Annotated in this window: 25 protein-coding genes; 13 read left to right on the top strand and 12 right to left on the bottom strand. The window is 71.8% G+C overall.

Features of this window, described 5'->3' with window-relative positions:
• Positions 1–95 precede the first annotated feature (95 nt).
• Both ACFY0O_RS21780 and ACFY0O_RS21775 read left to right on the top strand, forming a co-directional pair.
• Positions 96–332 (top strand): type II toxin-antitoxin system VapB family antitoxin, encoded by a 237-nt coding sequence (locus ACFY0O_RS21780; RefSeq protein ID WP_388948802.1) that lies wholly within the window; start codon positions 96–98, stop codon positions 330–332.
• The gene (locus ACFY0O_RS21775; RefSeq protein WP_388948799.1) at positions 329–733 is read left to right on the top strand and encodes a PIN domain nuclease; all 405 of its coding nucleotides are present in this window, start codon (positions 329–331) and stop codon (positions 731–733) included. The genes ACFY0O_RS21780 and ACFY0O_RS21775 overlap by 4 nt, the downstream gene beginning before the upstream one ends.
• 20 nt (positions 734–753) lie before the next feature.
• Here ACFY0O_RS21775 and ACFY0O_RS21770 read toward each other — a convergent pair whose 3' ends face one another.
• The 5 genes from ACFY0O_RS21770 to argS all read right to left on the bottom strand — a co-directional run bounded on the left by ACFY0O_RS21770 (position 754) and on the right by argS (position 5,467).
• Complete coding sequence (locus ACFY0O_RS21770; protein ID WP_388948796.1) at positions 754–1,290, bottom strand: hypothetical protein; 537 nt, start codon at positions 1,288–1,290, stop codon at positions 754–756.
• 73 nt (positions 1,291–1,363) lie between these two features.
• Positions 1,364–2,908: an alkaline phosphatase gene (locus ACFY0O_RS21765; protein ID WP_388948793.1), complete on the bottom strand. Its 1,545-nt coding sequence runs from the start codon at positions 2,906–2,908 to the stop codon at positions 1,364–1,366.
• A gap of 151 nt (positions 2,909–3,059) precedes the next feature.
• Positions 3,060–3,254 (bottom strand): hypothetical protein, encoded by a 195-nt coding sequence (locus ACFY0O_RS21760; protein WP_388948792.1) that lies wholly within the window; start codon positions 3,252–3,254, stop codon positions 3,060–3,062.
• Positions 3,251–3,598, bottom strand: a complete 348-nt coding sequence (locus tag ACFY0O_RS21755; RefSeq protein WP_388948789.1) for a DUF6247 family protein — start codon at positions 3,596–3,598, stop codon at positions 3,251–3,253. The genes ACFY0O_RS21760 and ACFY0O_RS21755 overlap by 4 nt, the downstream gene beginning before the upstream one ends.
• A gap of 96 nt (positions 3,599–3,694) precedes the next feature.
• Positions 3,695–5,467 (bottom strand): arginine--tRNA ligase, encoded by a 1,773-nt coding sequence (argS, locus tag ACFY0O_RS21750; protein ID WP_388948787.1) that lies wholly within the window; start codon positions 5,465–5,467, stop codon positions 3,695–3,697.
• Positions 5,468–5,657: 190 nt separating this feature from the next.
• Here argS and lysS point away from each other — a divergent pair, with 190 nt between their 5' ends.
• Entirely contained in the window at positions 5,658–7,421 is a 1,764-nt protein-coding gene (gene lysS / locus ACFY0O_RS21745; RefSeq protein ID WP_388948785.1) for a lysine--tRNA ligase, read from the top strand.
• Positions 7,422–7,495: 74 nt separating this feature from the next.
• Here the strand turns inward: lysS and ACFY0O_RS21740 are convergent, their stop codons facing one another.
• The 3 genes from ACFY0O_RS21740 to ACFY0O_RS21730 form a co-directional block, all read right to left on the bottom strand.
• Complete coding sequence (locus ACFY0O_RS21740) at positions 7,496–9,085, bottom strand: DUF2637 domain-containing protein (RefSeq protein ID WP_388948908.1); 1,590 nt, start codon at positions 9,083–9,085, stop codon at positions 7,496–7,498.
• Positions 9,086–9,171: 86 nt separating this feature from the next.
• On the bottom strand, positions 9,172–9,984 hold the full coding sequence (locus tag ACFY0O_RS21735; protein ID WP_388948783.1) for a DUF3558 family protein: 813 nt from the start codon (positions 9,982–9,984) through the stop codon (positions 9,172–9,174).
• 144 nt (positions 9,985–10,128) lie between these two features.
• Entirely contained in the window at positions 10,129–11,019 is an 891-nt protein-coding gene (locus ACFY0O_RS21730; protein ID WP_388948905.1) for a DUF3558 domain-containing protein, read from the bottom strand.
• Between the two features lie 190 nt (positions 11,020–11,209).
• Between ACFY0O_RS21730 and ACFY0O_RS21725 the strand changes: the two genes are divergently transcribed.
• Together ACFY0O_RS21725 and ACFY0O_RS21720 are read left to right on the top strand one after the other, a co-directional pair.
• A complete protein-coding gene (locus tag ACFY0O_RS21725) occupies positions 11,210–12,403 on the top strand; it encodes an RtcB family protein (RefSeq protein ID WP_388948780.1) in 1,194 nt (397 codons plus the stop codon).
• 130 nt (positions 12,404–12,533) lie between these two features.
• Positions 12,534–13,205 carry a polysaccharide deacetylase family protein gene (locus ACFY0O_RS21720; protein ID WP_388948777.1) on the top strand — a complete coding sequence of 224 codons (672 nt, stop codon included), beginning with the start codon at positions 12,534–12,536 and terminating at the stop codon, positions 13,203–13,205.
• Here the strand turns inward: ACFY0O_RS21720 and ACFY0O_RS21715 are convergent.
• Positions 13,202–13,969, bottom strand: coding sequence for an SDR family oxidoreductase (locus ACFY0O_RS21715; RefSeq protein WP_358895601.1), 768 nt, complete (start codon positions 13,967–13,969; stop codon positions 13,202–13,204). The two genes, ACFY0O_RS21720 and ACFY0O_RS21715, sit on opposite strands and share 4 nt — an antisense overlap.
• Positions 13,970–14,181: 212 nt before the next feature.
• Between ACFY0O_RS21715 and ACFY0O_RS21710 the strand changes: the two genes are divergently transcribed.
• Positions 14,182–14,649 (top strand): hypothetical protein, encoded by a 468-nt coding sequence (locus ACFY0O_RS21710; RefSeq protein ID WP_388948776.1) that lies wholly within the window; start codon positions 14,182–14,184, stop codon positions 14,647–14,649.
• Positions 14,650–14,653: 4 nt separating this feature from the next.
• Here the strand turns inward: ACFY0O_RS21710 and ACFY0O_RS21705 are convergent, their stop codons facing one another.
• Together ACFY0O_RS21705 and ACFY0O_RS21700 are read right to left on the bottom strand one after the other, a co-directional pair.
• On the bottom strand, positions 14,654–15,388 hold the full coding sequence (locus ACFY0O_RS21705; RefSeq protein WP_388948774.1) for a Mut7-C RNAse domain-containing protein: 735 nt from the start codon (positions 15,386–15,388) through the stop codon (positions 14,654–14,656).
• Between the two features lie 41 nt (positions 15,389–15,429).
• Complete coding sequence (locus ACFY0O_RS21700; protein ID WP_388948771.1) at positions 15,430–15,837, bottom strand: winged helix-turn-helix transcriptional regulator; 408 nt, start codon at positions 15,835–15,837, stop codon at positions 15,430–15,432.
• 129 nt (positions 15,838–15,966) lie between these two features.
• Between ACFY0O_RS21700 and ACFY0O_RS21695 the strand changes: the two genes are divergently transcribed.
• Positions 15,967–16,866, top strand: a complete 900-nt coding sequence (locus ACFY0O_RS21695) for an NADP-dependent oxidoreductase (protein ID WP_388948903.1) — start codon at positions 15,967–15,969, stop codon at positions 16,864–16,866.
• A gap of 243 nt (positions 16,867–17,109) precedes the next feature.
• Here the strand turns inward: ACFY0O_RS21695 and ACFY0O_RS21690 are convergent, their stop codons facing one another.
• Entirely contained in the window at positions 17,110–17,547 is a 438-nt protein-coding gene (locus ACFY0O_RS21690) for a hypothetical protein (protein WP_045949392.1), read from the bottom strand.
• Between the two features lie 424 nt (positions 17,548–17,971).
• Here ACFY0O_RS21690 and hemL point away from each other — a divergent pair, with 424 nt between their 5' ends.
• From hemL to ccsB, 6 genes are read left to right on the top strand one after another with little or no spacing between them, the layout of a single operon-like run.
• Entirely contained in the window at positions 17,972–19,294 is a 1,323-nt protein-coding gene (gene hemL, locus ACFY0O_RS21685) for a glutamate-1-semialdehyde 2,1-aminomutase (RefSeq protein ID WP_388948769.1), read from the top strand.
• Positions 19,291–19,965 carry a histidine phosphatase family protein gene (locus ACFY0O_RS21680; protein ID WP_388948766.1) on the top strand — a complete coding sequence of 225 codons (675 nt, stop codon included), beginning with the start codon at positions 19,291–19,293 and terminating at the stop codon, positions 19,963–19,965. The genes hemL and ACFY0O_RS21680 overlap by 4 nt, the downstream gene beginning before the upstream one ends.
• Positions 19,966–20,025: 60 nt before the next feature.
• Positions 20,026–20,655: a TlpA disulfide reductase family protein gene (locus ACFY0O_RS21675; protein WP_358895607.1), complete on the top strand. Its 630-nt coding sequence runs from the start codon at positions 20,026–20,028 to the stop codon at positions 20,653–20,655.
• A 4-nt stretch (positions 20,656–20,659) separates the two neighbouring features.
• Positions 20,660–21,436, top strand: a complete 777-nt coding sequence (locus tag ACFY0O_RS21670; RefSeq protein ID WP_388948763.1) for a cytochrome c biogenesis CcdA family protein — start codon at positions 20,660–20,662, stop codon at positions 21,434–21,436.
• A 14-nt stretch (positions 21,437–21,450) separates the two neighbouring features.
• Entirely contained in the window at positions 21,451–23,151 is a 1,701-nt protein-coding gene (locus ACFY0O_RS21665) for a cytochrome c biogenesis protein ResB (RefSeq protein ID WP_388948760.1), read from the top strand.
• Positions 23,148–24,233, top strand: coding sequence for a c-type cytochrome biogenesis protein CcsB (ccsB, locus tag ACFY0O_RS21660; protein ID WP_388948757.1), 1,086 nt, complete (start codon positions 23,148–23,150; stop codon positions 24,231–24,233). Before ACFY0O_RS21665 ends, ccsB begins: the two co-directional genes overlap by 4 nt.
• The last annotated feature ends 22 nt before the right edge of the window (positions 24,234–24,255 follow it).

Raw genomic sequence — 24,255 nt, 5'->3', positions numbered from 1 at the left:
TGTGACTCGCGTCACGTGACGGGCGCGAGGGTATATCCTTTTTGGGAATCGGATATACGCGCAGTCGGCACCGTACCCGTCACCTGGAGGCGTCCATGTCCAGAACCGTGATCGACCTGGATGACGAGGCTCTGGCCGAGGCGGCCCGTCACCTCGGCACGACGACCAAGAAGGACACCGTCAACGCCGCACTGCGGGAGGTCGCGGACCGCCGCCGCCGCGCCGCCGCCGTGGAGCGCATGCGGCAGATGGTCTCCGACGGCGAGATCGACTTCGGGGCGATCGGCTACGGGGCAGAGCCTGACGGCGGCAAGGAGCAGTCGGCTGCGTGAGTGAGAGCTTCCTCATCGATACGAGCGCGCTCGTGCGCTTCTACCGGGGCCAGGCGGATCCCGAGTGGGACGGCGCGGTCGCGGCGGGGCTGGTCGGGCTCTGTGAGCCCGTGCGCCAGGAGTTCCTGCGGGCGGTGGGCGGCCGTCCCGCGTACTACGAGGCCGACGGCCTCCTGAAGGAGACCTTCCCGTACTGGGTGGCGCGCGATTCCGTCTGGGAGGACACGGCCACCCTCCAGCGCGAACTCGCCGACGCGGGGGCGCACCAGTGCGCCAGTCCGGTCGACCTGCTGGTCGCCGTCATCGCCCGGCAGCACGGACTCACGGTCCTCCACCAGGACGCCGACTTCGAGACGATCGCCCGCATCACCGGTCAGCCGGTCAGACGCGTCCTCGACTGACCGGCGGGGTCCCGCGGCGGCTACTCGTTCACCAGGACCGGGATCGTCAGGACCGCGCTCGCCGGGGTGCCCGTGAGGTGGTCGGCGGGGACGGTGAAGTCGACGCCGTCGCCGGCCGCGCGGGGGCCGTCGTGGTGTTCCTGGGCGTGCGAGTCCTCGCCCTCCTCCTGGTAGCGGAAGCTGCCGGTGCCCAGCAGGCGGCCCTGGGCGTCGTAGTAGGCGGCCGTGATCTCCAGGGCCAGGGTGTCGCTGACGTCCGAGCTGATGGCGATGTGGCCGGTGACGGACGGGGTCCCGGTCAGCTTCAGGTCCGTCAGCTTCACCCGGTCCGTGAACGGGCCCTGCTCGGTGCGGACTTCGCCCGCGGCGGGCGCGGGGGTGAGGACGGCGGCCGGGGCCGGCGCGCTGCGCGGGGCGGGCAGGGACACCGGGGCGGCGGCCGGGGCGGGGTCCTTGGCGGCGGGGGCTGCGGCGCCCGAGCAGCCGGTGGCCAGCGCGAGGAGGGCGGCCACGGCGGTGGCGGCGGCGGCCGCGCGGGGGAGGTACGTCAGCGACATCGGGGGTGCTCCTGGGGGAAAAGCGGGCGGCCGGGGCCGGGGTAGTGCGCCCCCGGCCCCGGCCGCCCGGGGATCAGTGCTGCTGCGGGGAGCGGCCGAACAGCGAGCGGTACATCTTGCCGTACAGCTCGGTGTTGATCTGGCTCGCGGCGAAGGCGTTGCCGCCCGGGCCGTAGGCGAAGATCGGCACGTCCGCGCCGGTGTGGTTGCCGGACAGGTAGGTCAGCCACAGGCTGGCCTCGGGGCTGCCGTCCTTGACGTCCTTCGGGTCGTCCGGGGTGCGGAAGGTCGCCGGGGCGAAGTTCTTCGTGTCACCGGCACCCGCGCCGTTGACGATGCCGCTGGAGCGGGCCGGGTCCTTGGCGCCCGAGGAGGAACGCGAGGGCACGCTGTTGTTGGCGGGGTTGCCGGCGTCCGTGTTGGCCGGGGGCGCGACGGCCTCGGCGTTGGTGTACGTGCCCTTCTCGATGATGTTGAAGCCGGCGCACTCGTGGTCCGCCGTGACGATCACGAGGGTGTGGCCGTCCTTCTTCGCGAACTCGTACGCGGCCTTGACCGCGTCGTCGAACGCCTTGATCTCGTCGAGCGTCTGCGCGGCGTCGTTCGCGTGCGAGCGCTTGTCGATCTGGGCGCCCTCGACCTGGAGGAAGAAGCCCTTCTTCGACTTGCCGCGGTCGTACGAGCCGCCCTTGCGGTCGGTCAGCAGCTGGATCGACTTGCGGGTCATGTCCGCGAGCGAGGGCTCCTGCTTCTGCGCGGCGTCGGCCGGCAGGGCCGCCTTGTTGTGCTCCACGGTCAGGTTGCCGCGGTTGAACAGGCCGATGACCTTCTTGCCGTTGGCCTTGTCCAGGTCGGCCTTGGTGGCGACCTTCTGGCTGGCGGCCGTCTGCGCGGGCAGCTTGGGGTCGCCGAAGCTGCCGAGGACCTGGTAGCCCTGCGCCTGGAGGGCCTTCTGGTCGTCCGGCTCGAAGCGGGCCAGGCCGCCGCCGAGGATGACGTCGGCGGTGCCGTTGCGGGCGATCTGCTCGGCGATCGGGGTGACCAGCGTCTTGTCGGCCGGGGCGGCCTCGTAGCTGCCGTCGTCCTTCTTGGGCAGGCAGGCGGCGTCGGAGTACGTCGGGCCCTGGCAGCCGCGCAGCAGCGCGTGGCTGAACTGGGCGGCCGGGGTCGCGTCGGTGATCTCGGCGGTGGAGACGTTGCCCGTGGCGAAGCCGGCCGCGTGGGCCTGCTCCATCAGCGTGCCGACCTTCTTCTCGTACGCGTCCACGCCGATGGCCGCGTTGTAGGTCTTCACACCGGAAGCCCAGGCGGTCGCGGAGCTGGCCGAGTCGGTGACCAGGGCCGGCTTGGCGCTGTTCTTCTCGACGGCGTAGGTGGCGACCGCGCCCGTGTTGGGGAGGGTCTCCATGGTGAGCTTGCCGCCGGCGCCCATGAACCGGTCGCGGGCGGCCGTCACGTGGGTGCGGCCCATTCCGTCACCGAGGAGGTAGATGACGTTCCGGATGTCCTGGTGCGAGTCGCTCTGCTGGGGCGCGGAGTTCGCGGTGACGGCGGTGCCGGCGGCCACGGCGCTGGCTATGGCCAGGACGGTGAGCGTCTTCAACGGTCTGCGGCGCATGTGCGGGAGATTCCCCTCGGGTGTTCGGCACGGTCGCGCCGAACGTAGGAGGGCCGTGTGAACGGGCGGCTACCGCTTGATGTTGCCCGGCCGAACAAACGCGCGACCCCCCGGCGAGGGCGCCGTCGACCGCCGGGCGTCACGGCGCCGGCTACTGCCAGAACTCCTCGACCACGATCGCGCCCGGTTCGACGTTCTCCCCGCGGTACGGGTGGCGTGCGGTCAGCAGCTCGAAGAGGGCCTCACGGCACGCCTCCCGGGGTTCGTCGGGCAGGCTGATCCGGTACTTCTCGGCGTCCTGGGTGTAGTCAACTGCCCACGGCGGCCCGGTGAACTCCTCGCTCACTCGCCGGGCTCCAGGGCACGCAGCCGGTAGCGGATGCGGGAAGCCGCGTCGAGGAGCTCACGGGCCGCGTCGGCGTCCGTGGCTTCGGCGGCACGGGCTTCCAGGCCCGCCACGTGCCGGTCGAGCCCGGGATCGCGCGCGAGGGCGTATTCGCCCCACCAGCGGGCCATGAACGCCGGGACCGGACCGATGTCGTAGGCGTCGCAGATCTGGCGCCGCCAAGCGGAGTCGAAGTCCGGCAGCAGGGCCGGGGCGTGAGCCGCTATGGCGGCGCGCAGGGCCTTCGGCGTGTACTCCGGCATCGGCGGTACGGATCCACCCGGCGCAGGCGTCGCGGTCGTCATTCCCGGCTCCTCCTCGGATCGGACGCCTTCCACGATAGAGCGCGACGGCCCCCGGCGCGGGGTGGTTTGCGCCGGGGGCCGTCGTGGGGCGGTGCGTCAGAGCTTCTCGGGGGTGCGGATGCCCAGGAGGGACATGCCCTTGCTCAGGGTGCGGGCGGTCAGCTCGCACAGGAACAGGCGGTTCTCGGCGACGACGAGCTCCGGCTCCGGCTTGATCACCGGGCACTGGTCGTAGAACGTCGTGAACAGCGAGGACAGCTGGTACAGGTACGCCGCCACCTTGTGCGGCGCGTACTCCTGCGCCGCCTCCGCGACCAGCGTGCCGAACCCGTCCAGGTGCAGGCCCAGCGCGCGCTCGGCCGGGGCCAGCTCCAGCTCCGGGTGCGCGGCCGGCCGGCGCTCGCCCGCCTTGCGCAGGATGGAGCGGATCCGGGCGTACGCGTACTGGAGGTAGACGGAGGTGTCGCCGTTCAGCGAGACCATCTGGTCCAGGTCGAACTTGTAGTCGCGGGACGCGGACGTCGACAGGTCGGCGTACTTCACCGCGCCGATGCCCACGTACTGGCCGTTCTCGACGATCTCCGCCTCGGTCAGGCCCACCTTCTCGGCCTTCTCGCGCACGACGGACGTCGCCCGCTCCACCGCCTCGTCCAGCAGGTCGACCAGTCGGACCGTCTCGCCCTCACGGGTCTTGAACGGCTTGCCGTCCTTGCCCAGGACCGTGCCGAAGGCCAGCTGGACGGCCTTGACGTCCTCGTTCAGCCAGCCGGCGCGGCGGGCCGTCTCGAAGACCATCTTGAAGTGCAGCGACTGCCGCGCGTCCACCACGTAGATCAGCGTGTCCGCCTTCAGGTTCCCCACGCGGTCGCGGATCGCCGACAGGTCGGTCGCCGCGTAGCCGAAGCCGCCGTCCGACTTCTGGACGATCAGCGGCGTCGGGTTGCCGTCCGGGCCCTTGTACTCGTCGAAGAACACGCACAGCGCACCGTTGGAACGGACGGCCACGCCCGACTCCTCCAGCAGCTTGCAGGTCTCCACCAGCATGTCGTTGTAGCCCGACTCGCCGACCACGTCCGGGTCCTGGATGTCCATGTCCAGCTTGTTGAAGACCGAGTAGAAGTAGATCTTCGACTCGTCCACGAACCGCTGCCACAGCGCGAGGGTCTCCTCGTCGCCCGCCTGGAGGTCCACCACCCGCGCCCGGGCCCGCGTCTTGAACTCCTCGTCCGAGTCGAAGAGCGCGCGCGAGGCCTTGTACAGGCGGTTGAGGTTGGACATGGCCTCCTCGCCGGACGCCTCGCCCTCCCCGTCCTTGTGGTCCAGCTCGTGCGGGTGCTCCAGCAGGTACTGGATCAGCATGCCGAACTGGGTGCCCCAGTCGCCGATGTGGTGGCGGCGGACCACCTTCTCGCCCGTGAACTCCAGGATCTCCACCATCGCCGCGCCGATCACGGCCGACCGCAGGTGGCCGACGTGCATCTCCTTGGCCACGTTCGGCTGGGCGTAGTCGATCACCGTGGTGCCCGCGGTCGGGGACAGCGGCACGCCGAGGCGGTCGTCGGCGGCGCGCGCCGCGAGGGTCCGGACGATCGCCTCGTCCGAGACGGTGATGTTGAGGAACCCGGGGCCCGAGACCTCGATCTCCTTGATCAGGTCACCCGTCGGGATGGCCTCGACCACGGTCGTCGCCAGCTCCCGCGGGTTGGCCTTGGCCTTCTTCGCGAGCGCCAGGATGCCGTTGGCCTGGAAGTCGGCCCGGTCGCTTCGTCGCAGCAGCGGGTCGGCCGCACCGGCCTCCGGCAGGGCGGAGGCGAGGGCGTCCGAGACGCGCTGTTCGACGGAGGAAGCGAGGGAAGGGACCGAGGCCATGAGCTGCCGTTCCTGTGAGGTTGTGCCCGAGCGTGTACTTGGGTGTTCCGACAAGTGCCGAGTATCCCACGCGGAGGCTCCCCGCTTCCCGGCATATCGGCGCCGTATCACCAGACGGAAGCAACCCCGGAGCGGCCCCGTCCGTCTGGGAGAATGGCCGAAGCCAGCATTCGAGATAGAAGGACGTGTCGTGGCTCAGAGCGCGCAGAGCAGCACAGAGACCGACTGGGTCTCCCGTTTCGCGGACGAGGTCATCGCCGAGGCGGAGCGCCGAGCCCCCGGCGCGAAAACATCAGTCGCTGGCGCTCCGGTGATCGTCGTCGCGTCCGGCCTCTCCCCGTCGGGCCCGATCCACCTGGGCAACCTGCGCGAGGTCATGACCCCGCACCTGGTCGCGGACGAGATCCGCCGCCGGGGCCACGAGGTCCGCCACCTCATCTCCTGGGACGACTACGACCGCTACCGCAAGGTCCCCAAGGGCATCCCCGGCGTCACCGAGGAGTCGCACGCCCAGCACATCGGCCGCCCGCTGACCTCGGTGCCCGCCCCCGAGGGCTCCTCGTACCCGAACTGGGCGGAGCACTTCAAGGCCGCCATGGTCGATGCCCTGGCCGAGCTGGGCGTCGAGTACGACCCCATCAGCCAGACCGAGCAGTACACCTCCGGCGCCTACCGCGACCAGGTCCTGTTCGCGATGAAGCACCGCGCCGACATCGACGCCGTCCTCGACCAGTACCGCACCAAGCAGAAGCCGGGCGGCAAGAAGCCCCAGCAGAAGCCCCTCGACGAGGCCGAGATCGAGGCCGCCGAGGGCTCCGGCGCGGCCAGCGAGGACGACGGCAGCGCCGAGGGCGCCGAGTACTTCCCGTACAAGCCGTACTGCGGCCAGTGCGACAAGGACTTCACCAAGGTCACCGCGTACGACGACGAGACCACCGAACTGACCTACGTCTGCACCGAGGACCAGTTCACCGAGACCGTCAAGCTGTCCGAGTTCAACCGCGGCAAGCTGGTCTGGAAGGTCGACTGGCCCATGCGCTGGGCCTACGAGGGCGTGATCTTCGAGCCCTCGGGCGTCGACCACTCCTCCCCGGGTTCCTCCTTCCAGGTCGGCGGCCAGATCGTCGGCCTCTTCGGCGGCGAGCAGCCCATCGGCCCGATGTACGCCTTCGTCGGCATCAGCGGCATGGCCAAGATGTCCTCCAGCAAGGGCGGGGTCCCCACCCCGGCCGACGCGCTGAAGATCATGGAGCCGCAGCTGCTGCGCTGGCTGTACGCCCGCCGCCGCCCCAACCAGTCGTTCAAGATCGCCTTCGACCAGGAGATCCAGCGGCTCTACGACGAGTGGGACAAGCTGGAGGGCAAGGTCGCCGACGGCTCCGTGCTGCCGGCCGACGCCGCCGCGTACTCGCGCGCCGTCCGCGTGGCCTCGCACGAGCTGCCCCGCACCCCGCGCCCGATGCCGTACCGCACCCTCGCGTCGGTCGTCGACATCACCGCCGGACACGACGAGCAGACCCTGCGCATCCTCTCCGACCTCGACCCGGAGAAGCCGCTGACCTCCCTCGACGAGGTCCGCCCGCGCCTGGACCGCGCCGAGAACTGGATCACCACCCAGGTTCCGGCCGACCAGCGCACCCTCGTCCGCGAGGAGCCCGACGCCGAGCTGCTCGCCTCCCTCGACGAGGAGGGCCGCCGCTCCCTGGCCATGCTGCTGGAGGGCCTCGACACCCACTGGTCGCTCGACGGGCTCACCACCCTCGTCTACGGCGTCCCGAAGGTCATGGCGGGCCTGGAGCCCGACGCCAAGCCGACCCCCGAGCTCAAGGTCGCCCAGCGCGAGTTCTTCGCCCTGCTCTACCGCCTGCTCGTCACCCGCGAGACCGGCCCCCGCCTGCCCACGCTGCTCCTCGCGGTCGGCGCGGACCGGGTGCGGACGCTGCTCGCCGGCTGAGACGGCCGCTGAACGGGAAAGGGCCCGCACCCCGGTGATCCGGGGTGCGGGCCCTTCCGCGCGGGCGGCTCAGCTCAGATGAACTTGTTCTCCAGGTGGCGCTGGTAGCGCTGCTTCAGCGTCGGCAGCATGGCGTCGATCACCGAGACGCTGTCCGGGTGGGAGAACCCGTAGCTCGCGGCGAGTTCCTGGTCCAGCTGCTGGGCGGTCGGGTGGGCGCGGTTGGCCTCCACGTGGGCGTGGTACGCCTCGTACGCCGCCTCCTCGAACTTCTCCTGGTCGAGGATGTCGTGCGCCTCGTCGGACTCGTCGGCTCCCGCCGCTTCGGGGCCGGCCGGGGGCATCACCGGGGTCGGCTCCAGACCCTCCACGTACTGCGGGTTGTAGCCGCCCTCGTACATCGCCTGCGGAGCCTTCGGCCCGGCGAACCAGGCACTGTCGTGCGGGGCCGGCATGGCCTCCGGAGCGACCGCGAACGGCGTCGGCGCCTGGGCGAGCTTCGCCTGCCCCAGCCGCGCGGCGGCCCGGTCCAGCCCCTCCCACTGCTCGGGACCGTCCGACTCCTCGGGCCCGGCGGGCTCCACGGCCGCCCCGGGCTCCATGGCCGCCCCGGGCTGCACTGCCTGCACGGCCGCCCCGGCCGGCACGGGCTGCGCTGCCCCCTCGGGCCCCATCGGACCCCCGGGCCCCTGCTGCCCCGCGGCCCCGGCGGCCTGCGGAACCTCCGCCAGGGCCGGAACCGGCCCCGCGGCCCGGGCGGCCGGCACCGCCGCGGCGACACCCTGCCCGGCCCCGGGCGCCACCGGCAGGGCCGGGGCGGCCGCCGCCTCCGGACCCGCAGCCGGGGCACCCGCCACAGCCGGACCGGCCACAGCCGCAGCCGCCACCGGGGCACCCGCCACAGCCGGACCCGCCGCCACAGCCGCAGCCGCCGGCCCCGCCGCCACCGCCGGAGCCCTCACGACCGCCGGAGGCAGCAGCACCGGGTCGATGCCCGCCGCCGCCAGCCCCTCCGGCGCCGTCTGCGCCAGCGGCACGCCGATCCGCGCCAGCCGCAGCGGCATCAGCGCCTCCACCGGCGCCTTCCGCCGCCACGCACGCCCGAACCGGGCCTGGAGCCGAGCCTGGTAGATCAGCCGGTCCTGCTCCATCCCGACCGCCTGCTCGTACGAACGCAGCTCCCACAGCTTCATCCGGCGCCACAGCTTGAACGTCGGCACCGGCGACAGCAGCCAGCGGGTGATCCGCACCCCCTCCATGTGCCGGTCCGCGGTGATGTCCGCGATCCGGCCCACGGCGTGCCGCGCCGCCTCCACCGTCACGACGAACAGCACCGGGATCACCGCGTGCATGCCCACGCCCAGCGGGTCCGGCCAGGCCGCCGCACCGTTGAACGCGATCGTCGCCGCGGTCAGCAGCCAGGCCGTCTGCCGCAGCAGGGGGAACGGGATCCGGATCCAGGTCAGCAGCAGGTCCAGCGCGAGCAGCACGCAGATACCCGCGTCGATACCGATCGGGAACACCAGCGAGAAGCTGCCGAAGCCTTTCTTCAACGCCAGCGCACGGACCGCGGCGTACGAACCCGCGAAACCGATCCCCGCGATGACGAGGGCTCCGGCGACCACGAGACCGATCAGAATCCGGTGCGTACGAGTCAGCTGCATCGCGGCCACTCGCGATCCCCTCCCCTTGCGAAGCTACAGGCAGGCACAGCGTACGGGTGACCCTGCGTCACCCGCGCCGCAGACCCCTACTGCTTCGGCGAGGCCGACCCCGACGGGGAGGCGGAAGCCGAAGCGGAAGCCGACGGGGACTCCGCACCGGAAGGCGCCTGGTCGTTGCCGCCGTTGGCCACCGAGGTCACGACCTCCTTGGCCGCGGCGATCGCGTCCTGGAGCATCTTGCCCTGGTCCGGCGCGCCCGCGCCCTCGTAGGCGGCACCGTTGAAGTCGAGGGTCACCACGACGTTCTGGGTGCGGGCCACGATGGTGGTGTTGAAGAAGTCGACGTCCTTCTTGACCCCGTAGACCACGGACGTGCCCTGGTCCCCGACCCCGTCGGTCTTCTCGACCTTGACGTCGTGCGCGTCCTTGGTGGTCTTCGCGAGCTCGATCTGCTTGTTGTACTGATCCTCCGCGCGCTTGTTGCCGCTGCCGAGGGAGGCGTGCGAGTCGTAGCGCACCAGGGACACGGACAGCCAGCGGTACTGCGAGCCCTTCGTGCCGTCCGTCTCCAGACCGTTCCAGGAGCAGCTGGCGCGGTTGGCGAGGTCGTTCGACTTGGCGGCCGTGCCGTTCTTGTCCTTCGCGTCGTGGACGAGGGACTCGATCGTCTTGGCGGAGACCGCCTTGCAGGGGTCCGGCAGCTTCTCGTACGCGACCTTCTCCAGCGCGGTCGAGCCCTTCGTGCCCGGCTTGGACGAGGAGGACGAGGAGGACTTCTTGCCGGAGTCCGAGCCCGACGAGGACTTCCCCGAGTCGGAGGAGCAGCCGGCGACGGTGAGGATCACCGGGACGGCTGCGCAGGCGAGAACGCGGGTGAGGCGCGAGGCTGATCGGTGCATGGTTCCTTCAGACGTTGGGGACATCTCGGTGCTTCAGGGTCGTGCTTCAGGGGTGTGGGACCCCCGCAACGGTAGCCCGATCCGGAGCGAGCCTGCTGTGCGCGCCGTCACGCGGGCGGTGCACGCCCCCCGGGAGCGGCGCGCTCACTCGCTGAAGCGCTCCGCGAGGGCCTCGGCCAACTGACGGGTCTTGTCCTGCGTTTCCGCGGCAGGGGGGACCTTCCCCGGAGCGGACGGCTGGACGCTGTACTCGACGGTGACGATCACATTCGAGGTCCGGAACACGATCCGCACGGTGCGGGCCTGCGCGGCGGTGGCCCCGGCCGCCCCCAGCTTGTCCTCCAGGAACCCCTCGCTCCCGAGCCCCTCCAGCACCCGCGAACCGAGCTCGGGGGAGCCGGTGGGGGAAGGGGAAGAGGTGGGGGCGCCGGTGGCGGGCGGCGACTGCGGGGCCCCGCCGGTAGGCCCGGAACCGGGGCTCGGGCTGGATGCGGGGCCGGATCCGGGGCTCGGGCTGGACGCGGGGCCGGATCCGGGGCTGGGGCTCGCGGACGGGCTGGGGAAGGACAGGTGCGCGTCCGTCAGCCGCCGCAGGTACACCTGGCGGGCCTTGTCGTCGTCGCTCGCGGCGGCGCGGTCGTACGAGACCACCCGCTCGAAGGTGACCGACAGCAGCAGGGCCGCCTCGGGCGTCTGGGTGTTCCAGCGGCAGCCGACGTGCCGGTCGGCGTCGTACGAGGGCTCGGCCGTCCCGGCGTAGAGCTGCTCCCGCTGCTCGGTGGTGAGGGAGTCGGTGGCCGGGAGCAGGGCCCGCAGCCGCTTCCCGTCGACGGCCTTGCAGGGCTGGGGGAGGCTGCGGTACTTGCCGGGCTGCGCGGGGGCGGCGCTGCTGCCGCCGTTCTTCTGGTCGCCGATGCCGCCGATGCCGTCGCCGCCGGTGCACGCGGTCGCGCCGGCGACGAGCGCGGTGAGCACCGCGATGCCCGGCAGGAATCGACGGCGTACCCGCGTCCGCGTGCGCTCCACGTCACCCATCGGCTTCACTCGCTCCCCTGACTTCCTTGGCGTCCTCGGGAAAATCCGTTGCCGCGACTCGGACACGGATGGACACAATGTCTATCGCACACGCTGGTGCCGGCGCCGGTTCCCTGTCTGGTTTGGGGGTATGAGCGCGGCTTTTCGCGTACTCCTACCTTTCTGATGATTTCCGGGGGATTGTTCTGTTATGTCGTATGTAGAGGTGCCCGGGGCGAAGGTCCCGATCAGGATGTGGACGGACCCGGCTTCGGTCGAGGACAGCGCCATGCGGCAGCTGCAGAACACCGCCGGCCTCCCGTGGATCAAGGGTCTGGCCGTCATGCCGGACGTCCATTACGGCAAGGGCGCGACGGTCGGCTCGGTGATCGCGATGAAGGACGCGGTGTGCCCGGCGGCGGTGGGCGTGGACATCGGCTGCGGCATGTCCGCGGTCAAGACCTCTCTCACGGCGAACGACCTCCCGGGCGACCTGTCGAAGCTGCGCTCCCGCATCGAGCAGGCGATCCCGGTGGGGGCGGGGATGCACCGGGAGGCGGTGGATCCGGCGAGGCTGTACGGGTTCTCGGAGACCGGGTACGCGGACCTCTGGAAGCGGTTCGACTACATCGCCGACGCGGTCAAATTCCGTCAGGATCGTGCCGTAAAGCAGATCGGAACGCTCGGATCCGGAAACCACTTCATCGAGTTCTGTCTTGACGAGTCGGGTTCGGTCTGGCTGATGCTGCACTCCGGCTCGCGCGGCATCGGCAACGAACTCGCCGCGCACCACATCGGCGTGGCCCGGGGCCTCGCGCACAACCAGAACCTGGTCGATCGGGACCTGGCCGTCTTCCTCGCCGCGACCCCGGAGATGGAGGCGTACCGCAACGACCTCTTCTGGGCGCAGGAGTACGCCAAGTACAACCGGGCGGCGATGATGAGCCTGTTCAAGGAGGTCGTCCGGCGGGAGTTCCGCCAGGCGAAGGTCTCCTTCGAGCAGGAGATCAGCTGCCACCACAACTACGTGGCGGAGGAGCGGTACGACGGCATGGACCTGCTGGTCACCCGCAAGGGCGCGATCCGTGCCGGCAGCGGGGAGTACGGGATCATCCCCGGCTCGATGGGCACGGGCTCGTACATCGTGAAGGGCCTCGGGAACGAGAAGTCCTTCAACTCCGCCTCGCACGGCGCGGGCCGCAAGATGAGCCGCACGGCGGCGAAGAAGCGGTTCTCCGCGAGGGACCTGGCGGAGCAGACGCGGGGTGTGGAGTGCCGCAAGGACTCGGGCGTCGTGGACGAGATCCCGGGGGCCTACAAGTCGATCGAGCAGGTCATCGACCAGCAGACCGACCTGGTGAAGGTCGTGGCGAAGCTGAAGCAGGTCATCTGCGTCAAGGGCTGACGGGGGCCGACGGGGGCGTACGGGGTCCGGACCGACTGCGGTCCGGGCCCCTTCATCGCTTGCGGCGGGTCGACTTCCACTTGTGGTGCGGGGGTTGACCGTGGTGGTTGGTCTAGACCAGGGTGGCGGCATGGGGAGAACTCGTGTGCTCGTCGCCGCTCTCGCGGTGTTGTCGCTGGGGGTCGGGGGCGCTGGGTCGGCGCAGGCCGCCGTGGGGTTGCCGCCCGTCGTGGCGCATGTGCCGACGTCGGAGAAGGTCGTGTTCATCACGATCGACGACGGGTGGACTCATGATGCCGACGCCGCCCGGATGCTGCGGGAGCGGCGGGTGCCGGCTTCCTTGTTCCTGCTGCCGGGGGCCACGGCCTATGACACGCAGTACTTCACCGATCTCGTCGACGGGGGGCGGGTGACGGTGGAGAACCACACCGTCAACCATCCCGATCTGACCACGCTGGACGCCGCCGGGAAGGACGCCGAGGTGTGCGGGGCCGGGGAGCGGCTGGACGAGACGTTCGGGAAGGCGCCGAAGCTGCTGCGGCCGCCGTTCGGGGCCGTCAACGACGACGTCCGGCTGGCGGCCAAGGCGTGCGGGGTGAAGGCCCTGGTCACCTGGACGTACGACTTCACCACCTGGAGCCAGACGCCCCCGACCCCGCAGCTGAAGGGCGGGGACATCGTGCTGCTGCACTTCACGCCGACGCTCGCGGCGGACCTGGACCGGGCGCTGGCCGCGGCCAGGGCCGCGGGGTTGAAGCCCGCGCCCCTGATGCCGTACCTGAGGGGTGCCGGGCTGGTCTAGAGCTCGCGGTGGACCTTCGTGTTCGAGGCCTGGGCGCGGGGGCGGACCACGAGGAGGTCGATGTTGACGTGGCTGGGGCGGGTCACCGCCCAGGTGATGGTGTCGGCCACGTCGTCGGCGGAGAGGGGGTGCGCGACGCCCGCGTACACCTTCTCCGCCTTCTCGGTGTCGCCGCGGAAGCGGGTGGTGGCGAACTCCTCGGTCTTGACCATGCCGGGGGCGATCTCGATCACGCGGACCGGCTGGCCGACGATCTCCAGGCGGAGGGTCTCGGCGAGGACGCGGGCGCCGTTCTTGGCGGCGACGTAGCCGGCGCCGCCCTCGTAGGTGGCGTGGCCGGCGGTGGAGGAGAGGACGACGACCGTGCCGTCGCCGCTCGCGGTGAGGGCGGGCAGGAGCGCCTGGGTGAGGTTGAGGGTGCCGATGACGTTGACCTCGTACATCGTGCGCCAGTCGGCCGGGTCGCCGGTGGCCACGGGCTCGGCGCCGATGGCGCCGCCGGCGTTGTTGACGAGCACGTCGCAGCGCTGGAGGGAGGCGGCGAAGGCGTCGACGGCGGGGCGGTCGGTGACGTCGAGGGCGTGGGCGGTGGCCTCGTGCCCGGCGGCGGTGAGCTCGGCGGCGAGGGCCTCGATGCGGTCCTTGCGGCGGGCCGTGAGGACGACGTGGTAGCCGGCGGCGGCGAGCTGACGGGCGGTGGCCGCGCCGATTCCGCTGCTCGCGCCGGTGACTACGGCGGTTCGGGTGGCCGTGCGCGTGCTCATGGGCGGGGCTCCTCGTGGGGTCGCTCGCGATGTGCGGTCGCGGTTCGTTCGTTCGTGCCGGTTGCGGGTGAACGTTCGCCAGCATAGGCCGGGGGGCTGACGGGGCGCGTGCGGGAGCGGTGGCGAATGGGGGTGGGCTCGCCCTCGTTCGTGTGATGGTCCGATCGGCGGTTCGCCGGGGTGGCTACCGTCCGCGCGAGGAGGTGGTGGCGGTGCGCCGTGGTGCCGTGCGGAGTGTGGTGGTGGCGGGTCTGCTGGTGCTGGCGGGGGCGGGGTCGGCGGGTGCGTCGGCCGGGCCGGAGGCGGACGTCTCCTACCACGGGCGGGTGTGGCTGAACCGGGGGCAGCTGAGGGTGTGGATGGTGCCGCAGACCGAGGGGCCGTCGGCGCTGGCGAACGCGACGGTGCGGGTGCGGCTGTCGGCGGACCTGGCGGACGCGCAGGAGCTGGCCGCCGGGTGTGCGCGGGCGGGGGAGCGCGAGGTGGTGTGCGAGACGGGGCCGCTGCCCGAGCACGGCCGGGGGCGGCACATCGGGCTGGTGCTGGGGCTGCGGGCGCGGCCGGCGGAGGTGGCCGTGCGGATCGACACCTGGTGGAACGGCGGGGCGGCGGACCGCAACCACGGCAACGACGAGCACGTGGTGCTGGCGCTGGACACCGGGGACGCCTACGCGTTCTGAGGCGTCAGCTCCCGTCGGCGCCGAATTCGGCGAGGGCCTCGTCGACGATCCGCTCCAGGCGGGAGTGGTGGGCACCGCGCCAGTAGACGCGTTCGCAGTCGCCGCACTGGGCGAAGACGTCGTACGAGCGCTGCGTGCCGTGCTCCAGCCGGTCGCCCACGCTGTCCTTGTCGGCCTCGTGGAGCGGTCCGTTGCAGGCGGTGCAGCGGGTCCAGGGGGCGAGGGCGGGGGCGAACCGGCCGAGGACGTCGCGGAGTTGCTCGTCGGGGTTGTCGCTGTAGACGTAGGCGCCGGCGAAGATCTCGCGGCGGCGCAGCAGGCCGCGGTCGCGGGAGAGCAGGACGCGGTTCTCGGCGGCGGACCGGGCGGCGAGGGCGGGGTCGCCGGGGTCCTCGTTGTCGTAGGCGGCGTCGACGCCGAGGAGGCGCAGGCGGCGGGCGAGGGTGCCGAGGTGGACGTCGAGGAGGAAGCGCAGCGGGGCGCCGGGGACCTGCTGGGGGCGGTCGACGCCGAACACCTCGACGGACTGGCCGGCCCGGGGCACGTAGGAGACGGGCACCTGGCGCCCGTCGACGAGGAGGCGGCCGACCTCGGTGAGCGGGACTCCGGCGGATTCGACGACGTGTCCGAGGCTGGAGGCGCCGTCGGTGGCGGTCGGTACGCGGTCGAGGCGCCGGCTGGGCGGGGCGAAGAGGCGCAGTTCGGGGGCGAGGGTGAGTTCGATTCCGGGACCGTTCACGGTCCCAGCATGCCATCCGGGGTGGGGGTGGCGCGGCTGAATTAACGACCTTCGTCGTAGGCCTGGCGGTGGGCGCTGACCTCGTCGAAGTGGTTCTCGGCCCAGAGTTTGACGGAGGAGAGGAGGCAGCCGAGGCTGCCGCCGAGTTCGGTCAGGCGGTAGTCGACGCGGACGGGGACGGAGGCGGTGACGGAGCGGGTGACGATGCCGTCGCGTTCGAGGGAGCGGAGGGTCTGGGTGAGCATCTTCTGGCTGACGCCGGGGATCTTGCGGCCGAGCTCGCTGTAGCGCAGGGAGCCGTGCTCGGCGGAGCCGAGGGCGCTGAGGACGAGGCCGACCCATTTGTCGCTGATGCGGGCCAGGAGCTGGGAGGTGGGGCACTCCTTGAGGAAGGCGTCGTAGGCGGCGCGGGCGTCCTCGCGGCGGGCGGCGGCGGTCTGGGTGGCCATGGGTCCCCCACTTCCGGGTCGGGTACGCACCTTCGAGTGCGTACTTACGGAAAGAGAGTACCTCTCCTTAGGTTAGTGGTCATCGGAACGAGTGAACGGGGAGAGACGATGACCGAGATGACCAGGACGATGCGGGCCGTGGTGGTCGACGGGTTCGGCGGGCCGGAGCAGGTGCGGGTGGCCGAGGTGGAGGTGCCGCGGCCGGGGGCCGGGCAGGTCCGGGTACGGGTCCGGGCCGCCGGGGTGAACCCGGTGGACGGGGCGGTGCGCGCGGGTGTCTTCGGCGGGGCCGGGCAGCGGATCGGGCTCGGCTGGGACGTGGCGGGGGAGATCGACGAGGTCGGCCCCGGGGTGGAGGGCTGGACGGTCGGACGCCGGGTGGTCGGGCTGCACTACGGCAAGGTCAAGCCGCTCGGTACGCACGCGGAGTACGTGGTGCTCGACGCTTCTGCGGTGGCCCCCGCGCCGGAGTCGGTGGACGCGGCCGTGGCGGCGGCCCTGCCGCTGAGCGGGCTCACGGCCGCGCGGGCGCTGGACCTGCTGGGGCTGGCCGAGGGGGACTCGGTGCTGATCACCGGCGCGGCCGGGTCGGTGGGCGGCATCGCCGTCCAGCTGGCGGCGCGGGCCGGGCTGGTGGTGACGGCCCTCGCGGGGGAGGGGGACGAGGAGCTCGTACGGTCCCTGGGCGCGAAGGAGTTCGTCCCGCGCGGGTCGGCTCCCGCCGGGCGGGTCGACGGGGTGCTGGACGCGGCGGTGCTGGGGGCGCCGGCCCTGGCGTTCGTCCGTGACGGGGGCGCCTACGTCGGGCTGATCCCCCCGGCGGCGCCGGAGGCCGAGCGGGGGGTGCGGGTGGCGGTGCAGGAGGTCGCGGCGGACGGGGTCCGTCTCGGGGAGCTGTCCGCGCTGGTGGACGCGGGTGAGCTGACGCTGCGGGTCGCGCGGACGTTCGGCCTCGCGGAGGCGGCCGACGCGCATGCGGTGCTGGCTGCGGGGGGTGTCCGGGGGCGCGTGGTCCTCACGGTCTCCTGACCGGGGCCGGCTGGGGCCGGGGGCGTGCCGCTGCGCGGAGCCGCCGGCTGGGGCCGGGGGCGTGCCGCTGCGCGGAGCGGTCCCCTACCCGCCCCTCTCCCGCTCACTGGGGGCTCCGCCCCCAGACCCCAGCGCCTCAAACGCCGGCGGGGCTATAGATAGCCCGCGCGGCCCGGGGAACGGTGGAAGGGCGGGTAGGGGACCGCCCCGCGCAGCGGCGGGCCGCTCCCCCGCCCGGGAGGGTCACGGCCAGACGAGGCAGTACGCCTGGTGGCCGTTCTCGTGGAGGCGGTGGGAGAAGTCCTGCCACTCGTGCAGCAGCTGGTAGACGTTGAAGGCGTCGCGCGGGCCGCCCCGGTCGGGGACCGTCGACCAGATGAAGGCGGCCGCGCCGACCGACTCCTCGCCGACGTCGCGCAGCGGGTCGACCACCGTCATCGGCAGCTTGACCACCGCGTAGTCCGGGTGCAGGACGACCAGCTCCAGCGGCGGCACCTTGTGCAGCGGTATGCCCTCGATGCCGGTGAGGACCATCGCGGCCATCGTCTCCGGCTTGATCTTGGTGAACATGCCGCCCATGCCGAGTTCGTCGCCGCCGAGCTCCTCGGGCCGCATCGTCACCGGCACCCGTGCGGCGGTCGCGCCGTCCGGGGCGCCGAAGTACTTGTAGGTCACCCCCATGCCACGGCCGCCCTTGGGGGTGCCGTCCGGGTCCGCGTCCGCGGCGTCGGGGGAGCCGGCGGCGCCGGCCGTGCGCTCCGTGCGCTCCGGGGCGTCGCGGCGGACCGGCTCGTCGTGGAGGTCGCGGTCCTCAGGGGTGTCGCAGGCGTCAGGGGTGCGGGCGGGGCCGGGGGCGGCGGACGTCTCCGCGGCTTCCGCGGTGCGGCGGTGCTTGCCTCGGCGGCGGGCCTCGCGGGCGCGCTGCGGGTCCAGGCCGTCCGTACCCTCGCCCGGTCCACCACCGCGTTGCATATCTCCACCCGACTGGTATTTCCTGCCCCGGCTTCGCGGCCCCCGCCACGCAGCCTGATCATCATGGCAGTGACCTCCCCCGAGGCGGCGCGGTGAAACGCCCCTCCGCAAGTCTGTCGCGGCCTCTGAGACCATGGCTGGTGTGAGCTACCCGTACCCGTATGAAGCCCCAGTTTCGCAGACGCTCTTCGAGCGCGCGTCCCTCGTGACCCCCGGCGGCGTGAACTCCCCCGTCCGCGCCTTCCGTGCCGTGGGCGGTACGCCCCGGTTCATGGTGTCCGGTACCGGTCCCTATCTGACCGATGCCGACGGGCGCGAGTACGTCGACCTGGTCTGCTCGTGGGGGCCGATGATCCTCGGCCACTCCCACCCCGAGGTGATCGAGGCCGTCCAGGCCGCCGTCGCCCGCGGCACGTCCTTCGGCACGCCCGGCGAGGGCGAGGTCGCCCTCGCCGAGGAGATCGTCGCCCGGATCGAGCCCGTCGAGCAGGTGCGCCTGGTGTCCTCCGGCACCGAGGCGACCATGTCGGCGATCCGGCTGGCCCGCGGCTTCACCGGCCGCGCCAAGGTCGTCAAGTTCGCCGGCTGCTACCACGGCCATGTCGACGCGCTGCTGGCCGCCGCCGGTTCCGGCCTGGCGACCTTCGCCCTGCCCGACACCCCCGGTGTGACGGGCGCGCAGGCCGGCGACACGATCGTGCTCCCCTACAACGACCTCGAAGCGGTGCGGGCGGCGTTCGCCGCGCACCCCGGTGAGATCGCCTGCGTGATCACCGAGGCCGCCCCCGGCAACATGGGCGTGGTCACCCCGCTGGAGGGCTTCAACCAGGGTCTCGCCGACCTCTGCCGCGAGAACGGCGCGCTGTACATCTCCGACGAGGTGATGACCGGATTCCGTACCTCGCGGGCCGGCTGGTACGGGGTCGACGGGGTCAAGCCCGACCTGATGACCTTCGGCAAGGTCATGGGCGGCGGCTTCCCGGCGGCGGCGTTCGGCGGCCGCGCCGACGTCATGGGCCACCTGGCCCCGGCCGGCCCGGTCTACCAGGCGGGCACGCTCTCCGGTAACCCGGTCGCCACCGCCGCCGGTCTGGCGCAGCTGCGGCTGCTGGACGACGCCGCGTACGTGAAGGTCGACGCCGTGTCCCGGGAGATCCAGGGCCTGGTGACGGCGGCGCTGGCCAAGGAGGGCGTGGCGCACCGGCTGCAGACGGCCTCCAACATGTTCTCCGTCTTCTTCACCCCGGACGAGGTCCGCGACTACGACGACGCGAAGAAGCAGGACGGCTTCCGCTTCAACGCGTTCTTCCACTCGATGCTGGCGCAGGGCGTCTACCTGCCGCCGTCGGCGTTCGAGTCCTGGTTCGTCTCCACCGCCCACGACGAGCGCGCCGTCGAGCGCGTCGCGGCCGCGCTGCCCGCCGCCGCCCGAGCCGCCGCGGAGGCGACCGCATGAGCGACATCACCGTCGTCCACGTGATGCGGCACGGCGAGGTCCACAACCCCGACGGGGTGCTGTACGGCCGCCGGGCCGGCTACCACCTCTCGGACCTGGGCCGGCAGATGGCCGACCGGGTCGCCGAGCACCTCCAGGACCGGGACGTCACCTACGTGGTGGCCTCCCCGCTGGAGCGCGCTCAGGAGACGGCCGCGCCGATCGCGAAGACGCACGGCCTGGAGCTGGCCACCGACGGCCGGCTGATCGAGGCGGGCAACGTCTTCGAGGGCAAGACCTTCGGCGTCGGTGACGGGGCGCTGCGCAAGCCCGGGAACTGGAAGCACCTGACGAACCCGTTCAAGCCGTCGTGGGGCGAGCCGTACGTCGAGCAGGTCGTGCGGATGATGAGCGCGATCGAGGCGGCGCGGGACGCGGCGCGCGGGCACGAGGCGGTGGCGGTCAGCCACCAGCTGCCGATCTGGATCGTGCGGAGCTTCGCGGAGCGGCGGCGGCTGTGGCACGACCCGCGGCGCCGGCAGTGCACGCTGGCCTCGCTGACCTCGTTCACGTACCAGGACGACAGGCTGGTGTCGGTGGGCTACAGCGAGCCGGCGCGGGACCTGGTCCCGGCGCACCTGCTGGCCGGTGCGAAGCCGGTGAAGGGGAAGTCGAAGGCGTTCGGGGCCTAGGTCGCGGTCGGCGGCGGGGGGTGCCGAAGATCGGCAAATCGCTCATGCGAAACTTTTCACATGAGCCTTAGCCGCGCCCCCCGCCGCAGCCGCTCGATCAGCGGCCGCGCCCTCCTGCCGACTGCGGTGACCCTCGCGAGCGCCCTGATCCTGACGGCGTGCAGCGACGGCGGCAGCCCGTCGGCCGGGTCCGCCGGCGGCAACTACGTCACGGGCCCCAGCGGTATCTCGACCGTCGCCACGGGCGAACGGACCGAGGCGCCGAAGCTGGACGGCCCCACCGTCGACGGCAAGACGCTGGACACCACCACCCTCAAGGGCAAGGTCGTCGTCCTCAACGTGTGGGGCTCCTGGTGCCCACCCTGCCGGGCCGAGGCCCCGTACTTCGCGAAGGTGTCCAAGGAGCTGGGCGACGCCGGCAAGGACGTGGCGTTCGTCGGGATCAACACCCGCGACAACAGCACGCAGAACGCGGCCGCCTTCGAGCAGAACTTCGGGATCACCTACCCGAGCCTGTACGACCCGGACGGCAAGCTGATGCTGCGCTTCCCCAAGGGCACGCTGAACGCGCAGTCGATCCCCTCCACGATCGTCCTCGACAAGCAGGGCAGGATCGCCGCCCGCACGCTGGCCGCGGTCAACGAGGAGCAGCTGCGTTCGATGATCGACCCGCTCCTCGCGGAGCAGTGACCTCGTGGTCGTAGAGCACCTCCTCGCCGCCGAGTCGACCGGAGTGAACGGCACCGTCCTCAACGGCGCCCTGCTGCTGGCCCTGCCGCTGGCCCTGCTGGCCGGGCTGGTCTCCTTCTTCTCCCCCTGCGTCCTGCCGCTGGTCCCCGGCTACCTGTCCTATGTGACGGGGGTCGGCGGGGCCGACCTCGCCGAGGCCCGGCGGGGGCGGATGCTGGCGGGCGCGAGCCTGTTCGTCCTCGGTTTCACGGCCGTCTTCGCCTCCACCGGCGCGCTCTTCGGCTACTTCGGGGACTCCCTCGCCGCCAACCGGGAGGTCATCTCCCGGGTGCTGGGCGGGGTGGTGATCCTCATGGGCTTCTTCTTCATGGGGTGGATCCCGGGCCTGACGATGCGGGAGTTCCGCTTCCACAAGAAGCCGGCCGCCGGCCTGGTCGGGGCGCCGCTGCTCGGCGTGCTCTTCGGCGTCGGCTGGAGCCCCTGCATGGGGCCGACGCTCGCGGCGGTCAACACGCTTTCCATCCAGCAGGCGACCGCGGGCCGCGGGGCCCTGCTCACCGTCGTGTTCTGCCTCGGACTGGGCCTGCCGTTCATCTTCACGGCGCTGGCCTTCCGCAAGGCGCTCGGCGCGTTCGGGTGGGTCAAGCGGCACTACGCCTGGGTGATGCGGATCGGCGGAGGCATGCTGATCCTGACCGGTCTGCTGCTCGTCACAGGAATGTGGGCCAGCATCGTGGACGACATGCGGAGCTGGACCGACGGCTTCACGGTGGGGATCTGAGGGACTACACGCACATGAGTACGACCGACAAGGCGCCCGCCGAGGCGCCGAACGAGGACGAGGCCGCCCGCGCGCAGCTGTCCACGGCCCCCGTCGAGGACGCCGCCACCGCCCCCGTCGGCATCGGGGCCGTCGGCTGGGCCCGCTGGTTCTGGCGGCAGCTCACCTCCATGCGGGTGGCGCTGATCCTGCTGTTCCTGCTGTCCCTCGGCTCCATCCCCGGCTCCCTCATCCCGCAGACCCAGGTCGACGCGATGAAGGTCGCGGAGTGGAAGAAGACCCACGCGTTCTGGGTGCCGGTCGCCGAGAAGCTCCAGCTGTTCGACGTCTACAGCTCGGTGTGGTTCTCCGCGATCTACATCCTGCTGTTCGTGTCGCTGATCGGCTGCATCGTGCCGCGCACCTGGCAGTTCGTCGGCCAGCTCACCGGCCGCCCGCCGGGTGCGCCGCGCCGTCTGGACCGGCTGCCCGCGTACGTGACGTGGCGTACGGACCGGGCCCCGGAGGAGGTCCTCGCGTCCGCGAAGGGGCTGCTCGGCGGGCGCCGCTTCCGTACCGAGGCCTCCGGGGGCGCGGTCGCCGCCGAGAAGGGCTACCTGCGCGAGGCCGGGAACCTGGCCTTCCACATCGCCCTGATCGTGATGCTGGTGGCCTTCGCCTGCGGGCAGCTGTTCAAGTCCGAGGGCGGCAAGCTCGTGCTGCGCGGCAAGGGCTTCTCGAACACGCTGACCCAGTACGACGACTTCAAGTCCGGCAGCCTCTTCTCCGCCGACGACCTCGCGCCGTTCTCGTTCACCCTGGACAAGTTCGACGCCACCTACGAGAAGAGCGGCCCGCAGAAGGGCACCGCCCGCGACTTCAAGGCGTACGTCACCTACCGGGAGGGCGCCGACGGCACGCCCAAGAAGACCGAGATCGAGGTCAACAAGCCGCTGGAGGTCGACGGCTCGAAGGTCTACCTGCTCGGCCACGGCTACGCCCCGGTCCTCTCGGTGACCGACCCCAGCGGCAAGGTCGTCTACCGCGACGCCGTCCCGATGCTGCCCTTCGACGGCAACCTCAGCTCGTCGGGCGCCGTGAAGGTCCCGGACGGCTACCACAACAAGAACGGCGACAAGGAACAGCTCGGCTTCAACGCCATGTTCGTGCCGACGTTCGCGGGCGCCGGCAAGGGCACGATGCTCTCCCAGTTCCCGGACCTGGACTTCCCGGTCCTCGCCCTCAGCGCCTACCACGGCAGCCTGGGCATGGACGCGGGCCTGCCGCAGAACGTGTACCAGCTGAACACCTCCAAGATGCAGGAGTTCAAGGACCCCCAGGGGCAGCTGTTCAAGCAGCGGCTGCTCCCCGGCGAGACGATGACCCTCCCCGACGGCGCCGGCACGGTGAAGTTCGAGGGCATCGAGCGCTGGGCCACCTTCTCCGTCACCCACCAGCCGGCCTCCGGGCTGGCCCTGGGGGGCGCCGTGATCGCCATCGGCGGTCTGGCCGCGTCCCTGTTCATCCAGCGCCGCCGGATCTGGGTCCGCGCGGTGCGCGGCGCGGACGGCGTGACCGTCGTCGAGATGGCGGGCCTGGGCCGCAGCGAGTCCGCGAAGCTCCCCGAGGAGCTCTCGGTGCTCTCCGCCGCCCTCTACGAGACGGCGCCGAGCCCGGCTGAGGCCGGGCCGGCGGAAGCCGACACCACAACAGAAGAAGAAGGGGAGCGCGCATGACGCTGCTCGCGGCGGCCACGAACGAGAGCCTCGCCGATCTCAGCAACAAGCTGGTCTACGCGTCGATGGCGGTCTACATGCTCGCCTTCTTCGCGCACATCACGGAGTGGGTGTTCGGCAGCCGCAGCAAGGTCGGCCGTACGGCCGCCGCGCTGACCCCGGCCGCCGCGGCCGCCCCGGCGCCCGCCGTGCAGGTGCGGACCAAGGGCGGCGGCACGGCCGTCCTGGACAAGCCGAAGGTCGTCACCCGCGCCGCCTCCGGCGCCCGCGACGTCCCGGACGGCCCCGGCGCGGCCGGCGGCTCCGAGAAGGGCGACCTGTACGGGCGCATCGCGGTGTCGCTGACCGTCCTCGGCTTCCTCATCGAGGCCTCGGGCGTGGTCTCGCGCGCGATGTCGGTGGAGCGTGCCCCCTGGGGCAACATGTACGAGTTCAACCTGACCTTCTCCACGGTCGCGGTCGGCGCCTACCTGCTGCTGCTGGCGCTGAAGAAGAACGTCCGCTGGCTCGGCCTGATCCTGGTCACCTCGATCCTGCTGGACCTGGGCATCGCCACCACCTGGCTGTACACCGCCAGTGACCAGCTGGTCCCGGCCCTGCACTCGTACTGGCTGTGGATCCACGTCTCCACCGCCATCTTCTGCGGCGCCGTCTTCTACATCGGCGCGGCCGGCGCGGTCCTCTACCTGTTCCGCGACAGCTACGAGAGCCACCTGGAGGCCGGGCGCACCCCGGGCCGTTTCCGCACCTCGGTGCTGGAGCGGATGCCGTCGGCGGCCTCCCTCGACAAGTTCTCGTACCGGATCAACGCGGCCGTCTTCCCGCTGTGGACGTTCACCATCGTCGCGGGCGCGATCTGGGCCGGCGACGCCTGGGGCCGCTACTGGGGCTGGGACCCCAAGGAGGTCTGGTCGTTCGTGACCTGGGTGGCGTACGCCTGCTACCTGCACGCGCGGGCCACCGCCGGCTGGAAGGGCCGCAAGGCCGCCTACCTGGCGCTCTTCGCCTTCGCCTGCTGGATCTGGAACTACTACGGCGTGAACATCCTGCTCAGCGGCAAGCACTCCTACGCGGGCGTCTGACCCCGGTCGGTGGGACGCTGGT

The organism is Streptomyces sp. NPDC001594 (assembly GCF_042893675.1).
In the GTDB taxonomy this organism is placed as follows: domain Bacteria; phylum Actinomycetota; class Actinomycetes; order Streptomycetales; family Streptomycetaceae; genus Streptomyces.
Note: the sequence above shows the minus strand (reverse complement) of the source record. Positions and strands in the feature narration are given on the sequence as shown.